This is a genomic window from Citrobacter sp. RHB20-C16 (assembly GCF_013890155.1).
GTDB lineage: Bacteria > Pseudomonadota > Gammaproteobacteria > Enterobacterales > Enterobacteriaceae > Citrobacter_A > Citrobacter_A amalonaticus.
Genome location: NZ_CP057630.1, coordinates 4,326,416 through 4,340,367, shown reverse-complemented (window position 1 = coordinate 4,340,367; position 13,952 = coordinate 4,326,416). Strand labels below are relative to the sequence as shown.

Sequence of the window (13,952 nt, the reverse complement as noted above, 5' to 3'; positions counted from 1 at the left end):
CTGGCGAGCCTACAATGCGTTTAAAATTTGTACACAGTAACGCAAAGGGATAAATATGTTCGCCTATGTTCGATCTGAAGACATTGCCATTGAAGCGGATTCTAAATTGACGGAACGACATCAAACGACTATCCCTGCGTCGATCAGGGACGCTTTACATCTTCGCAGTGGTGATCGTATTCATTACACATTGCTTTCCACGGGTGAAGTACTGCTTTCAAAATACAGTGAAGCAACGGAGGACGGTGTGATGCGATCATTCCTGGACTTCTTATCACAGGATGTGGCGAATAACCCACAAACGCTGAAGAAGCTGGATTTATCCCGTGGCTATGAACTGGTTGATGGTATCGACGTCAATCTTGATGATGAAATCAGCGACGAAGACTGAAAAAATGGATTTTCCCACATGGCTGAACGGGTGGACGATCTACGCTCATCCCTGTTTTATCGATCAATACAACGCGCTGGTCGCACGTGTTGAAGACCTTAAGCACAGGTTTCCAGATCCCATTGTTTTCCAGAAGAAGAAAGAGACCAAGGTGCTGGCGCATTTATTGAAATCCATTGCCAACATTACCCACGAACCCCGAGCTTCTGTTTACCGGCCTGGTGACAGTATAGGGAAAGCTTATACAGACTGGTCGAGAGCGAAGTTTGGTGGAGGACGGTATCGCTTATTTTTCCGTTATAGTCTCGAGAGTAAGATCATTGTCATCGCATGGGTGAATGATGAAGGGCCATTGCGCACCTACGGCAGCAAGACCGATGCCTATAAGATTTTCGGGAAAATGCTTGATGAGGGGAATCCACCCGACGACTGGCTAAGTTTGCTTCAGGCTTGTCAAAACGACGGGAAGGAACATCTTTGAGCTCTACTGTTGATATTTTCACCTTAACTATTCCAATAATTTACTGAATCATTATTTTATTTCCGGTATTATCGGGAATTATCCTAATCTCTTCTCCGCTTTTGAATTCTATATCCGCTAAAACCCGTCATGTATTTCGGATTTATCACACCACTTCGCGAGATATAAATCCACCTTTCCTTTCTCTGCGAGTTAACAATGCGTATCTATCCCGCAGCAAATGTAGTGCTTTGTGTGGAAATTTTGATTTGGTAGCATTTTCATCAGTTCAAAGGAGTGGTGGTAATTAATATTATTGCATTTTTAATTATTGCCAGGACATTTCCAGAACAAAACCAAGAGTTGATTACAGCAGGACGAAATAACGAATGCGACGTGATGACTCTTTATTTCTCAGGATATTGGTACAAACAGGAAATTGTTATGAAAATGAATAAAGTTGCTATGGCTGTTGCGTTCAGCGCCGCTCTGGGTTCTATGTCTGTTTTAGCTGACACAACGAACGGTGTGATTGAATTCCAGGGTGAACTGGTAAATACCGCCTGTGGTCTGGCACCAGGTTCAAGCCCGGTGACCGTTGATTTTGGTCAGATTCCTGTTTCTGCACTGGCTAACGGTGCTCGCGCCGGAAACGTACACCAGAACATCGAACTGCAGCACTGCGACATCACGGTAGCGCAAACTGCAGAAGTGACTTACACCCCGACCAGCACCAACCCAACTGACGCCACTCTGGCGGCCTTTACTTCAGGCACCGCGTCTGGTGCGGGTATCGGCCTGCGTGACAGCGCCAGCCAGGATGTGGTGTGGGGCACTGCAACAACACCTGTCCAGCTGGTTAATGGCACCAACACCATTCCGTTTGTGGCCTATGTGAAAGCAGAAAGCGCAAGCGCAACCGTGGCTGCTGGTTCCTTCCAGTCCACCGTGAACTTCGAGATTGCGTACCAGTAATTGACCTGAAGTGATGAGTGCGGGGCGTGTTCCCGCACTTTCTCCATCGTAGACCAGGGAGGGACAAAGTGAAAATAAACAATACGCTCCTCATTGCCGTCTATTTTTGCGCTCTGGTCGGGTCGGCTTCGGTTTCAGCATCCACCGTCACGCCGGGTAAATTAGCCATGAGCGGTGAACTGATTGAGGCGGCATGCAGCCTTGACCCGAACAGTCGGGATATAGAGGTTGAGTTTGGTAATGTTTCTGCCAGCCTGATTAATCGTAATGATGAAGGCAATATTACGCGGCCAGTGTTGATACGCCTGACAGGATGTTCCGTGGTGAAACGAGGCAACGATGGTTCACTTTATCCTTATGCTTCGGTCACTTTTATGGGCAATGCGGCGGCATCCGATCCCACCACATTATTAGTCAGTGGTGACGCCGATGGCTTTGGTATTCGTCTACGTGACAGTCAGGGTGAAATATTAACGCTGGGTCAACCCTCTCAGGAATATGAACTGAGCGAGACCGATAACGTTTTAAAATTTTCCGCATCGCTGGTACCGGTTCAAAAATATATAAAAGCGGGCGAGTTTACTGCCGTTGCGCAGTTTTTTATGGATTACCACTAACAGCATAACAATAACCTGGCAGGAAGCAGGACGTTTTTAACGGATTTATTCGGGATGAAAATCATGTCGGTAAAAATAAAAACCCCTATAACGATGATTGCTCTTCTGGTAATGAATAGCTGCTATGCAGCGACAACCAGTGCTGAGGAGAGCGTTGAGTTTAATACCGATGTCCTGGATGCAGCGGAGCGCACGCAGATTGATCTGTCGCGTTTTGCAACCGACAACTATGTCACGCCTGGTGATTATTTGTTGGATATCCGTATTAACGGTCAGCCGGTCGGTCAGGAGAAAATTCGTTATATCGAGGCTCCTGAAGGCAAGCGCACGTTGCCGTGCATCAGCGGCGACCTGCTGGACAAACTGGCGCTGAAAGATGAGGCCCGCGCGCAAGTCACCCAGCTCTATGAGAACTGCTATTCCCTGCAAAGTCTGCCAGGGGCGAAATTAAGCAACTATGCTGGCGTGCTTGAAATTACCGTGCCGCAGGCGTGGATGAAGTATAACGATCCGAACTGGACGCCGCCTGAGCGCTGGGATGAAGGGATCGCGGGTCTTCTGTTTGATTACAGCCTCAACGGGCAACTTACCCGCCAGTTTAACGGCCAGGAAAACTACAGCGCGGTTTCAGGCTATGGTCAGGCGGGCGCGAACATCGGCGGCTGGCGTGTGCGCGGTGAATATCAGACCAGCTATTACAGCCAGAACCATCAATTCGATTTCGACTGGAATCAGATCTACGCCTACCGTCCTTTGCCGATGATGGCGGCGAAACTGACGCTGGGTGAGATCTACCTGAATTCGCAGGTTTTCGATACCGTGCGTTTTACCGGGGTCAACCTTGCCAGCGATGAGCGGATGCTGCCACCGGCGTTACAGGGCTATGCCCCTGAAATTCATGGTATCGCCCGTACCAACGCCAAAGTGACCGTCAGCCAGAGTGGGCGCGTCATCTATGAAACGACCGTACCCGCCGGGCCGTTCAACATTCAGGATTTGCGCAGTTCAGTGCGCGGCACGCTCGATGTACGCGTCGAAGAACAGGACGGCTCGGTCTCCACTTTCCAGGTGAACACCGCCAATATTCCGTATCTCACGCGTCCGGGCTACGTTCGTTACAACATCTCAGGCGGTACGCCGTCCCGTTACAACCATAAAATGCAGGGCCCAACGTTCCTTTCCGGCGATTTCTCCTGGGGGGTCAGTAACGCGTGGTCGCTGTATGGCGGCTTACAGTCTTCAGGTGAAGAGTACACCGCGGCGTCGTTGGGTATCGGGCGCGATCTCTATGCGTTTGGCGCTATTTCCATTGACGCCACCGAGTCGTGGAGCCGTGAGCCAGACGGCAACCGGCTGAAAGGAACCTCTTACAAGCTGAGCTACGCAAAAACCTTCGACGAATACAACAGCTCCATTACCTTTGCGGGCTACCGCTTCTCGCAGGAAGACTTCCGCACAATGGCGCAGTATCTCGATGAACGCTATCAGGGATACGACCACATCGGGCGCGAAAAAGAGCTCTATACCATCACCGGGAATAAAACCTTCTGGGCTGGCGAAGCAGGGAAGGCGACGACCGTCTTCCTGACCTGGACGCACCAGAACTACTGGGATAAGCGTAGCCAGGATCGTTACGGCATGTCGGTGGGGCGCGCCTTCCGCATTGGCGACATCAACGGTATCACCGCCAACCTTTCCGCTTACCGTACCGATTACAAAGGGCGCAAAGACGATTCGATCTCCTTCTCGCTGTCGGTGCCGATTGGCGACAACAAATGGGCGGGTCTGGATATCCAGACCAACAACGGCAAAACCAGTCCGATGGCGTCCTACACCGACAACAGTGATTACAACAACTTGTGGCGTATTCGTGCCGGTGCCAGCCAGAGCGGTAACGCCAGCGTTGACGGTTATTACCAGCATCGTTCGCAACTGGCGGAAATCAATACCAATGCCAGCTATCAGCAGAGCCAGTATATGGCGCTGAGCACGACACTGCGCGGTGGCTTCACGGCAACCCGCCACGGTGCCGCGATGCATAACAGCGGCGCAACGATCAACACGGCGCGCGTTATGGTGGATACCAATGGCATTGGCGGCGTGCCGCTTAACGGCAAGAAGTCGCGGACTAACGGCTACGGCATTGCCGTGGTGCCGGATGTGGTGAGCTACAACAGTTTTGACACCCGCGTGGACGTGGATGCGATGGACAGCGACATCGAACCGTCAAAAGCCATCAGCACGACAACCCTGACGGAAGGCGCGATTGGCTATCAGGCCTTCGGTATGGCGAAGGGGATGAAGATGATGGGGACGCTACGCCTCACGGATGGCAGCGTCCCGCCATTCGGCGCGGAAATTTACAACACCGATGGCGTAAGCGTCGCGATGGTGCTGGAAGACGGGCAAGCCTGGCTTGCGGGAGTCAATGCGAACGAAACGCTGAACGTGATGTGGGGCGGTAAACAGCAATGTCAGGTGACGATCCCGCCAGGCGCAAACAACGGATCGGCGAACACGCTTCTGCCGTGTCGTTAATCCCGACAGAACGAGTTATCTCACTGTAATAAAAGGCCAAAAATGAGCAAGAAAAGACATAACGGATATCTGATGGCGGCGTGGGCGCTGAGCATGATTGGCGGCTACGCGCAGGCGGGGGTCTCTCTGGATCGGACCCGCGTCATTATTACGGAGAAAGAGGCCTCATCGAGCGCCAATCTGTCCAATACCAGCCCGGATATTCCCTTCCTCGCCCAGTCGTGGGTCGAGGATGAAAAGGGCAACAAGATTACCTCGCCGCTGATTGTGTTACCGCCGCTACAGCGAATCAACGGAGGGCAGAAAGGGATCGCGCGCGTCACCAAAACCGCCGGGATCGAAAAGCTGCCGCAGGACAGAGAAAGCCTGTTCTACCTCAATGTCCGGGAGATCCCGCCGAAGCCGGATAAACCGAATACGCTGCAACTGGCCATGCAGTCGCGCATCAAGCTGTTTTACCGCCCGGCGGCGGTGATCCCGAAGACCCGGAGTGAAATCTGGCAGGACCAGGTGGTGTTCCAGAAAAACGGCAACCAGATGACGGTACAGAATCCAACGCCTTACTACGTCACGATCCTTGGGTTGTCCAAAGGGGCCGGACAGAAGATCACCCAATTCCCGGGGATCATGATCGCGCCCAAATCGAGCCAGCAGTTTGCGGTAACGGACGGAAATGTCAGCCAGTTTTCCATGATGTACGTGAACGACTATGGCGGACACCCGGAGCTGAAGTTTCGTTGCGATGGCAACACCTGCAAAGCGCTTCCACCGGCGCAGCAGGGCTAACCAGGAGGAACCTGACAATGCAAAATCCTTTATTCACGGTGGCCCTCCTTGCGATGGGCGTGGCGTTTCAGTGCGGGGCGGATGTGCCCGCGCAGCCACAGCATAGCGCTCAGGAACATGTCAGCGAAGATAGCGGCATTGTCCGGTTTCACGGCACCGTGTTTGCCTCTCCCTGTGTGCTGATGACACAAGGGCGTATTCAGGATGTCGAGATGGGCGAGATCAGCGCGCAGAATTTTCGCCAGGCGGGCGATCGCAGTGAGCCGGTACGCTTCAAATTGTATCTGAAGGACTGCCTGAAAGGGGCGTCGCAGTCGCGAGGGAGTCTGGCGTCCAGAACCACCGGGAATGACTGGCGTGCCTACAGCACCGGGGAGCAGGTGGTGCAACTGACGTTCGTTGGTGAATCCGATCTTAATAACGGCCAGCTATTACGCACCAGCGGTACGACCCAGGGAGCCGGCGTGCGCCTGCTCGATAAAAACGGGAATGCGCTGGATGTCGGGCAGACCCATGCGCCCTGGCTGGTGAACTCTGGTGATAGTGAACTGAATTTTATGGCGGCGCTGGAATCCACGGGGTTGCATGTGAGCGCGGGTGACTTTAGCAGCCTAGTCCGCCTGAAGATGGAGTACTTGTAATGAAACTGTCAGGCCTGTTCCGCCGCAAATGGCCGGTCTTACTGGCACTCAGCACGCTCGGCTTACCGGGCGCGGCGTGGTCCGCACTGGACGGTGAAATTGAACCGGTGAATGGGACCTATGACTATCTGATTAATATCAGCAATCATGATATTACCTCCAACCAGGCAGGGGCGACCATTACTGACGAGTTTAATCTGGCAGGGATGTTCCAGGGGCGTGCGTACTGTACACAGTCAATGGTGGATCAGCCGGTGTATTACATGTCTCAGGCGACGTTGACGCAGTCCGGAATGACGCCGGGTTACCTCAAACTTAATGACTATATGGACGTTAAAATTGAGATCTACATCGGCGGGAATCTGCAAGATTATAAAACAGTACCGTTTGATAACATCTCAAACGACGCCAATCAGAACTACTGTAACCCGCCCAGCACGATCCTTGACAACCAGTTTACCTCCGGTGCAAAGGGGAAAGTGACCTTTATGATCACCAAACCGATTATCAACGGGGTGAACCTGCAAGGATCTGAGATTGCAAAACTCTTTGGTCGCCTGGGGCCGGGCGCAATGGGGCAAACGCCGCTTTCCCGCATCACCATCGCTTCCGGTGTCATCACCGTGCCGGATAAATGTATCGTCAATCAGGGGACGCCGATCGTCGTTGACTTCGGCAACATACCGGGGATCGGTAGCCGACTGAATGGCATCAATTACAGCAAAAACGTACCGATTCATGTGAAGTGCGAGGGCGGCAGTTTTGCCCAGGGGGCACTGAATATCAAATTGGGGATCCAGCAGGCTAATCCTGCGTTTGACGATGGTAAATACCTGAGTACGCAGGGGACAACGGATCGTTCCGAGCTGGGCATTGCGCTGCGCGATCGTCAGGGCAACCCGGTGGCACCCAATACCTTCTATAACGTGCCGGGGTTTGCCAATAACGAAGGCGACTGGAACCTGACTGCCGCGCCGGTGGCGAAATATACCACCTCCGTCATTCCGGAAGGTGAGTTCCATGCATCTGCAACGGTTGTGGCTGAATTCCAGTAAGGAGGGAATATGCATCGCATAACAATGGTCTTTGCCGGTTTATTGACGGCGCTCGCTCCGGCCCCGGTGTGGGCGCTGGGGGAGTTGCTGGGTGGCGATCTCAGTTTCACCGGCGTGGTGATGGCCTACCCGTGCAGCATTGCGCCTGATTCAGAGCGGGTGCCAGTCGATTTCGGGAAAGTATCGACCAAATCACTGTATATCAACGGAAAAACAGTGCCGGTTCCGTTCACGATCAAATTAGAGGATTGCACGCCGAGCGTCTTTGATTCCGTGACGGTGACGTTCAGCGGTACTGCCAATGGCAATCTGGCGGACCGACTGGCGATCAGCGCCACATCACCGGGTAACGCGGGTGGCGTGGGGATCGGTCTTCTGGAGGAAGACGATACGCCTGTGCGCCTGAATGTGGCGACCCGTCCGGCCGCGATCAGCGACACCACTTTACGGCTTAACTTCCAGGCATTTGTGGAGGCTGAACCGGATGCCTTAGCAAACGGCACCCTGACCACCGGACCTTTTACCGCCACAGCGAATTACACATTGAACTATCAGTAGCGTCATCAAAAGGATATTGAGGCATGGTGTATCAGTGTTTTCTTTACAACAAAGATCTCTTTTTTTCGCAAGGAATCAAAACAGTGATTGCCAGTTTGCTTGCGGAGAAAACGGATGTTTTATATTCCTTAACGGATGATTACACGCAATTGATTAAGCAGTTACAGACTCGCGTGAATGATGACTGCTGCCTGTGGATCCTCTGCGATTTGGACAGCCTGCCGAGTGAGCGGATTCGCGCGCTGCAGCTCATGAATAATTTCTATCAGCGTGAAAACAAGAATCTGATCATTTTATTAAGCGAGCACAACATGCCGCTGTTTTTCACGTTATATGAGCTGTTGCCAAACGCGCACTGGTTATTGAAAAGCGAGAATCTCGCCAATATCCCCCCTTTTTTTCAGGAATTATTGGACCAACGACGCCAGGGATGCTGCTTTAGCTATTCATTAGTGAATTACACCCGCAGAAGACTGCACCACCGGGAAATGAATTATACGATTTCCGGCAATGAATGGTGGCTGATGGAAGAGATATTCAAAGGGAAATCGCTGTCGCAAATTTCCGGTGAAGTGAATATTGATGTCCGACGCCTGAGCTATATCAAACGGCACTTAATGAAACGACTGAATATTAGAAACAACATTGCGTTATTCACGGTGTTCAAGGGAATTATGCCGTGTGACCCGTGAACTGTCTTTTCGGCAGTGGTATTTGCCGAGCGATCGGTGCAAGTGATTGCACCCCATTAAACCCTAAGTAAGGAAAACAGAGATGAAAAAATTAACTGCGATCGAAGTGGCTAACGTGGTGGGCGGAACCTGTAAAACCTGCGAAACCACGTATCAGAACGTCACTATTGGTGGTGTGACCTCCTGTAAGGAACTGACAACCTGCACGGATAAGCACGGTACGACCACGTCAATGAAAGATGCGAACGCCAGCAAGTGTGGTGGGGTTCCGAACCGCTAATCATTGGCTATGACCTGGAGGTACCCGCGCCTCCAGGTTTATCTTTTCCGCTGCGAGAATACTATGGCGACCCAATTTAAACGCATCACTATTATCAGCTATTCGCTGTGTTTGATCGTCATCTCTTCGTTGATGACGGTGCTTTGTTATCACATTTTTGTCTTTAATACCTTTGCCACGGATAACTCACAAACACAGGCTTTTCGTGAAGTCAGCACAGAACAAATTGCTCAGAGTCCGATTAAAGACGCGCGCAGTATTATCGAGGTGATGTCTTACGGTTGCCATTATTGTGCGGCTAACGAAGAAAATCTGGCGGAATTTTCCCGGACCCTGCCGCCGGGCAGTGTATTTACCGCGATTCATATTACCAGTGAAGACAGCGGTCTTGCTGCTTACGCGCCGATTTTCGCCACGCTGGAAGAGATGGGGATTGAAAAGAACGTTCGCGACAGCGCCTATAACGCCGTTATTACCCGTAATGTCGACCTCACCGATGAGAAGGCATTGAATGCCTGGCTGGTCAAAAACAATATTGATGTGGATAAATTTAATACTCTGCGTCAGAGCGATGCGGTTAAAAACCGTCTCAGCACGATGGCGGCCATTACCGCGCATTATGATATTAACGCGACGCCGATGTTTATTATCAATAAACGCTACGTGGTCGCCCAGGACAGTGAATTTCCTCAATTTGCGCAGCGCATGCTGCAATTGCTGAAAGAGGATAAATAACCGCGGTGGTCAGATTTTTTATTATCTGGAGCGTATTTAGTTTTAAAAACAGTGCGGGTTGGCTGTATGACGCGAAGCGTAATTTTTCTCAGGGAACACTGATTCTGTTGCGAAAAATGGTGCGTTATCTACCGCTGCCCGCATTACTGACCGTGGCGAAAGGACTCTGCGCGCTGCGGTTGCTGGGGCGCTCTTATCGCTTACGCAATGCGGTGGCAAACGAAAACACCCGCTGCCTGATCGGGCAAACCGGCCGGGTGAACGCGGCCTGGATCGCGGTGCGTCGCCGCCTGCTGGAAGAGGCCGCAACATGGGGACAAAACCCGGCGCTACTCCAGCAGATCCGTGCCTGTGCGGCAGAACTTGATGCCGTAGTCGCACCGCTGCATCAGCAGAACATTCCTTACATTCTGGCGCCGTTACATACGGTGTCGGACGTGCTGGCGGCGATGGTCGGTGCCTGCGTCACGCCGGGTAAAGCCTGCGTGGTGGTCTCTTCCAGCGCCGAACTCTACAACGCGCAGACCCGTGCCCTGGGCGGTATCGACCTCTCCTATTGCTCCATCCATCAGCAGAACAAAACGCTGGCCGGCAGCCTGATGGAGCTCATCACCGATGTCGCTACCGGACGGCAGAACATGATTATTTTTCCCGATATCTCGCCGGACTACACCCTACAGGCCGAAGGGGCGCTGGCGGCGAAACTGCCGTGTCGTTTATTCGGCCGTAGCGCGAAGTTACACAATGGCGTGGTGCGCCTTTCCGGAGTGATTACGGCGCAGGTGGTGTTTTATCACCTCAGCTACCACAACGGTCTGCACATTCATATTCGTCCGCCGGTGAGCAGTCAGAATGTCGCCCGCGAACTGCCTGACATTATTGAATCCACGCTGCGCGAATATCCGCAGGAGTGGCTCCTTTGGCACAGCCATTCTCTCTTCTTTATTAATCACTGATGATAAAAATGACGACCACGATCCCGAATCTGATCTTTCAGGAAGAGACCAACGAGTGCGGCCTGGCGTGCGTGGCAATGCTGGCACAGACGCAGGGGCAGCCTGTTTCGCTGGCCACATTGCGCGAGTGGTTTCCGGCCTCTGACCACGGAACCTCACTGGATACGCTGATGAGCATTCTGGCGCGGCTGGGTATTGCGACGACGCCGGTCCTGTTTGAGCACGATGAGCTGAGCGACCTGCCGCTGCCGGCCATTTTGCATTATGGTGCAAGTCACTATGTCCTGCTGGCCTGGCGCAAAGGCAACCACGTGTGCGTGATGAACCCGGCGATTGGTGAGCAGTGGTTACCGTTTGCCGCGCTTAAGCAGGAGATCAGCGGCTATGCCCTGATTGTCGAACCTGAGCAGGCCGTTGCCGCAGACCCTGATTTGCCGTTGTCGACAACCGCGCAGAGCGCGCCGCGCGCGATGAGCATGCAGGAAACTGCGGCGGTACCGGGGATCTATCGGCTGATGCTGCTGACCTTCCTCGTCTCGCTGACGCTATTTCTGATGCCGACGATGGTGAGCAACGCCATCAACCAGGCCTTCTCCAGCGTGGAGAGCAGCGACTTTCCCTACGGCTGGTTTATCCTGGCGTTTGTCGCCTCCTCACTGATGGCGCTGGGCGTGCGGGTGATTAGCGAACGCTTTATCAAACGCTTTGTGCTGATTCACAGCGGTGTGGGGTTTTCCCGCCTGCTCCACAACCCACTGCGTTTTTTCGAAAAACGGGCGCCGGGGGAGATCTTCAGCCGCTTCACGGCCTGGCAGATTGGCCTGTTGCAAAAGATTGAGCTGGATAACGGCCTGCGCTCCGACTGGGTGATCTGTACGATCGCGCTGGCGATCATGTTCTGGATTGCGCCCGTGCTGGCGGCGATCTCCGCCGTCGGCGTTACGGTAATGGGGGGCATCAGCGTCTGGGCGGTGATCCGTGACCGCTGGTTCACCCAGCAATTGCAGCTGAAAAGCGCCACCCTGAATGATTTTTTCATGGAGACCATTCAGGGCATTTTGACCGTCAAAACTGCCGGACTGGAAGGGCAGCGCCAGGGACAATTCGCCGGTTTCAGTCGCGATCTGTTTTCGTGTCTGCAACGCCAGAAGGTCTATCAGCAGGTGAAAGAGGGGCTGTATCAACTCACCGGAAGCCTGGAGATGGTGGTGTTTATGCTGGTGGTTCTGCCGATGGTGCACAGCAAACTGATCTCGCTGGGCGATTTTTTTGCCTATAGCTTCCTGCGGCAAATATTCACCTCCTACGTCACGCGGATCTTCTACGCCATCATTCAGAAATCGCAATTGAACGTGATCGACACCCGCGCCCATGCGCTGTTTGCGCCACGAGACGAGGCGAAGCCCGCTTCGTTTGCGATGCAACTTCCCACCGATACCGCGCCGGATCTGACGTTTGCGTCGTTGTGCTATGGCTACGATCCCGCCAGGCCGGTGCTGTCGTCGGTTTCGCTGTCGCTACGCGCGGGCGATCAGATTGCAATTGTCGGTGAATCTGGTGCGGGTAAGAGCACTTTACTCCGTCTGATTGCCGGCCTGTTTTCTCCGCAGGCGGGGGGCTGTTATGCCGCAGATGCGGCACTCCCTTCGCAACAACTGGCGCAGTTTGTCTGCCTGCAAAGTCAGGAGGATATTCTGTTTAACGCCTCGGTTCGCGAAAACATTACGTTGTTCGACGCGCACTACCGCGAACGCGACCGTGGGCGGATTGAGGCATTGCTGGAATCCCTCGCGCTGGGTGAGGTGGTACGCGGATTACCGGGCGGTATCGACGCCCTGATCCGCGAAAGCCATGCGGCGCTGTCGCTCGGCCAGCGTCAGCGGTTATTGCTGGCGCGTGCGCTGTACAGCTCACGTCCGGTGTTGTTGCTTGACGAACCGACCGCCAATCTTGACGACGACACCGCGGCCATTGTCATGGAGACGATTCACGCTCATTGCCAGAAAGCCGGTAAGTCACTGATTGTGGTCACCCACAGCGACGCGATTCTGTCGCGGTTCCAGCGGGTTTATCAACTGAACGACGGCACGCTCAGCCCACTGGAGGTCAACGTATGACGCCGAAATCGCGTTGGCTGCTGATCGGCGGTGCAGTAGCGCTGGCCGTTGCGATCGGTGTCACCTGGGCGTCGCTGGCTTCGACCTCGCCGCAGGAGAGTTTACCGCTGGAGACCATTGGCACGGGCGATATCGAAAAGGTGGTGCTGGTGACGGGGGTTCTGAAACCGGCGGTGCAGGTTAACGTTGGTGCGCAGGTCAACGGACAATTGCGCAAGCTGTATGTGCGCCAGGGCGAGAAGGTGCAAAAAGGACAACTGCTGGCGGAAATTGACCCCACGTTGCAGGAGTCGGATCTCAACAACACGCGCGCGCAACTGGCCAGCGCTAAAGCGCAAAAGCTGTCGGCGCAGGCGACGCTGTTACGTTATCGCCAGGAACTGAACCGCCAGCGCATGATGCTGCGTGACGGCTCTGCCGTGCGCAGTGAATACGAGCAGGCGAAGGCGCAATACGATGCGCAGGTGCAGCAAATTGACGTGAGCGATGCGCAGATTGTGCAGGCGGAGATGGCGGTGAAAACGGCGCAGGCCAATCTCAGCTATACCCGCATTGTGGCGCCCATCGACGGCGAAGTGCTGGGTATCGTCACCCGGGAAGGGCAGACCATCGTCTCCTCGCAAACGGCGCCGACCATTCTGGTGCTGGCGAACCTCGACACCATGCAGGTGCAAACGCGTATCTCCGAAGCCGACGTGCAAAAAATCCGTCCCGGTCAGCCGCTGCGCTTTTATGTCATCGCCAATCCGGATAAACGCTACGTCAGTACGATGGGCTTCGTGCAGCCTGCGCCGCAGGAAGCGCTGGAAGCGCCCGGCGAGAACGGCATGGGCGGTAATCAACAGGCGATGGCGGTGTACTACACCGGTACCTTTGAAGTGCCTAACGCTGAGCGCGAGCTCAAAACGTCGATGACGGCGCAGGTCTTTATTCAGATTGCCGAAGCAAAAAACGTATTGCGCGTGCCGGTCGCGGCGCTCGGGCAGGCGCTGGATACCGAGCGTTACACCATCACGACCGTTGAAAACGGGAAAACGCGCACCCGCACCATCCGCATTGGGATAAATGACCGGCAATACGCCGAAGTGCTGGAGGGATTGCAGGTCGGCGATCGCGTGGTGCTGGCGCAGGACACGGTGCGAGGATAGCGG

The 13,952-nt window shown here is 53.9% G+C and carries 15 protein-coding genes; all 15 read left to right on the top strand.

The features are described 5' to 3' along the window. Window positions 1-55: 55 nt before the first annotated feature. The 15 genes from HVX64_RS20815 to HVX64_RS20745 all read left to right on the top strand — a co-directional run bounded on the left by HVX64_RS20815 (window position 56) and on the right by HVX64_RS20745 (window position 13,949). Window positions 56-391 (top strand): type II toxin-antitoxin system PrlF family antitoxin, encoded by a 336-nt coding sequence (locus tag HVX64_RS20815; RefSeq protein ID WP_042999108.1) that lies wholly within the window; start codon window positions 56-58, stop codon window positions 389-391. 4 nt (window positions 392-395) lie between these two features. Next, on the top strand, window positions 396-872 hold the full coding sequence (locus HVX64_RS20810; RefSeq protein WP_042999109.1) for a type II toxin-antitoxin system YhaV family toxin: 477 nt from the start codon (window positions 396-398) through the stop codon (window positions 870-872). Window positions 873-1,295: 423 nt separating this feature from the next. Then, the gene (locus tag HVX64_RS20805; RefSeq protein ID WP_042999110.1) at window positions 1,296-1,826 is read left to right on the top strand and encodes a fimbrial protein; all 531 of its coding nucleotides are present in this window, start codon (window positions 1,296-1,298) and stop codon (window positions 1,824-1,826) included. Between the two features lie 68 nt (window positions 1,827-1,894). Then, a complete protein-coding gene (locus HVX64_RS20800; protein WP_052443907.1) occupies window positions 1,895-2,443 on the top strand; it encodes a fimbrial protein in 549 nt (182 codons plus the stop codon). A gap of 93 nt (window positions 2,444-2,536) precedes the next feature. After that, window positions 2,537-4,981 carry a fimbria/pilus outer membrane usher protein gene (locus HVX64_RS20795; RefSeq protein WP_224267598.1) on the top strand — a complete coding sequence of 815 codons (2,445 nt, stop codon included), beginning with the start codon at window positions 2,537-2,539 and terminating at the stop codon, window positions 4,979-4,981. Window positions 4,982-5,023: 42 nt separating this feature from the next. Further along, window positions 5,024-5,767 carry a molecular chaperone gene (locus tag HVX64_RS20790; protein WP_044257300.1) on the top strand — a complete coding sequence of 248 codons (744 nt, stop codon included), beginning with the start codon at window positions 5,024-5,026 and terminating at the stop codon, window positions 5,765-5,767. Window positions 5,768-5,784: 17 nt separating this feature from the next. Then, window positions 5,785-6,408: a fimbrial protein gene (locus tag HVX64_RS20785; RefSeq protein ID WP_052443906.1), complete on the top strand. Its 624-nt coding sequence runs from the start codon at window positions 5,785-5,787 to the stop codon at window positions 6,406-6,408. Next, a complete protein-coding gene (locus HVX64_RS20780) occupies window positions 6,408-7,463 on the top strand; it encodes a fimbrial protein (protein WP_044257299.1) in 1,056 nt (351 codons plus the stop codon). Before HVX64_RS20785 ends, HVX64_RS20780 begins: the two co-directional genes overlap by 1 nt. Window positions 7,464-7,472: 9 nt before the next feature. After that, window positions 7,473-8,021 carry a fimbrial protein gene (locus tag HVX64_RS20775; RefSeq protein ID WP_044257297.1) on the top strand — a complete coding sequence of 183 codons (549 nt, stop codon included), beginning with the start codon at window positions 7,473-7,475 and terminating at the stop codon, window positions 8,019-8,021. Window positions 8,022-8,104: 83 nt separating this feature from the next. Next, window positions 8,105-8,713 carry a DNA-binding response regulator gene (locus HVX64_RS20770; protein ID WP_249418888.1) on the top strand — a complete coding sequence of 203 codons (609 nt, stop codon included), beginning with the start codon at window positions 8,105-8,107 and terminating at the stop codon, window positions 8,711-8,713. Window positions 8,714-8,795: 82 nt separating this feature from the next. After that, window positions 8,796-8,993 (top strand): DUF4762 family protein, encoded by a 198-nt coding sequence (locus tag HVX64_RS20765; RefSeq protein ID WP_044257294.1) that lies wholly within the window; start codon window positions 8,796-8,798, stop codon window positions 8,991-8,993. A gap of 63 nt (window positions 8,994-9,056) precedes the next feature. Continuing rightward, on the top strand, window positions 9,057-9,728 hold the full coding sequence (locus tag HVX64_RS20760) for a DsbA family protein (RefSeq protein WP_044257291.1): 672 nt from the start codon (window positions 9,057-9,059) through the stop codon (window positions 9,726-9,728). Window positions 9,729-9,733: 5 nt separating this feature from the next. After that, window positions 9,734-10,684 carry an ABC transporter gene (locus HVX64_RS20755; RefSeq protein WP_044257288.1) on the top strand — a complete coding sequence of 317 codons (951 nt, stop codon included), beginning with the start codon at window positions 9,734-9,736 and terminating at the stop codon, window positions 10,682-10,684. An 8-nt stretch (window positions 10,685-10,692) separates the two neighbouring features. After that, window positions 10,693-12,801, top strand: a complete 2,109-nt coding sequence (locus HVX64_RS20750; RefSeq protein WP_044257287.1) for a cysteine peptidase family C39 domain-containing protein — start codon at window positions 10,693-10,695, stop codon at window positions 12,799-12,801. Continuing rightward, window positions 12,798-13,949: an efflux RND transporter periplasmic adaptor subunit gene (locus HVX64_RS20745; RefSeq protein ID WP_052443905.1), complete on the top strand. Its 1,152-nt coding sequence runs from the start codon at window positions 12,798-12,800 to the stop codon at window positions 13,947-13,949. Before HVX64_RS20750 ends, HVX64_RS20745 begins: the two co-directional genes overlap by 4 nt. The last annotated feature ends 3 nt before the right edge of the window (window positions 13,950-13,952 follow it).

What these genes read in the sequence shown, in the direction of transcription:
- HVX64_RS20815 (WP_042999108.1), top strand. Translation starts at nt 56, where the DNA reads ATGTTCGCCTATGTTCGATCTGAAGACATTGCCATTGAAGCGGATTCT.
- HVX64_RS20810 (WP_042999109.1), top strand. Translation starts at nt 396, where the DNA reads ATGGATTTTCCCACATGGCTGAACGGGTGGACGATCTACGCTCATCCC.
- HVX64_RS20805 (WP_042999110.1), top strand. Translation starts at nt 1,296, where the DNA reads ATGAAAATGAATAAAGTTGCTATGGCTGTTGCGTTCAGCGCCGCTCTG.
- HVX64_RS20795 (WP_224267598.1), top strand. Translation starts at nt 2,537, where the DNA reads ATGATTGCTCTTCTGGTAATGAATAGCTGCTATGCAGCGACAACCAGT.
- HVX64_RS20790 (WP_044257300.1), top strand. Translation starts at nt 5,024, where the DNA reads ATGAGCAAGAAAAGACATAACGGATATCTGATGGCGGCGTGGGCGCTG.
- HVX64_RS20785 (WP_052443906.1), top strand. Translation starts at nt 5,785, where the DNA reads ATGCAAAATCCTTTATTCACGGTGGCCCTCCTTGCGATGGGCGTGGCG.
- HVX64_RS20780 (WP_044257299.1), top strand. Translation starts at nt 6,408, where the DNA reads ATGAAACTGTCAGGCCTGTTCCGCCGCAAATGGCCGGTCTTACTGGCA.
- HVX64_RS20775 (WP_044257297.1), top strand. Translation starts at nt 7,473, where the DNA reads ATGCATCGCATAACAATGGTCTTTGCCGGTTTATTGACGGCGCTCGCT.
- HVX64_RS20765 (WP_044257294.1), top strand. Translation starts at nt 8,796, where the DNA reads ATGAAAAAATTAACTGCGATCGAAGTGGCTAACGTGGTGGGCGGAACC.
- HVX64_RS20760 (WP_044257291.1), top strand. Translation starts at nt 9,057, where the DNA reads ATGGCGACCCAATTTAAACGCATCACTATTATCAGCTATTCGCTGTGT.
- HVX64_RS20750 (WP_044257287.1), top strand. Translation starts at nt 10,693, where the DNA reads ATGACGACCACGATCCCGAATCTGATCTTTCAGGAAGAGACCAACGAG.
- HVX64_RS20745 (WP_052443905.1), top strand. Translation starts at nt 12,798, where the DNA reads ATGACGCCGAAATCGCGTTGGCTGCTGATCGGCGGTGCAGTAGCGCTG.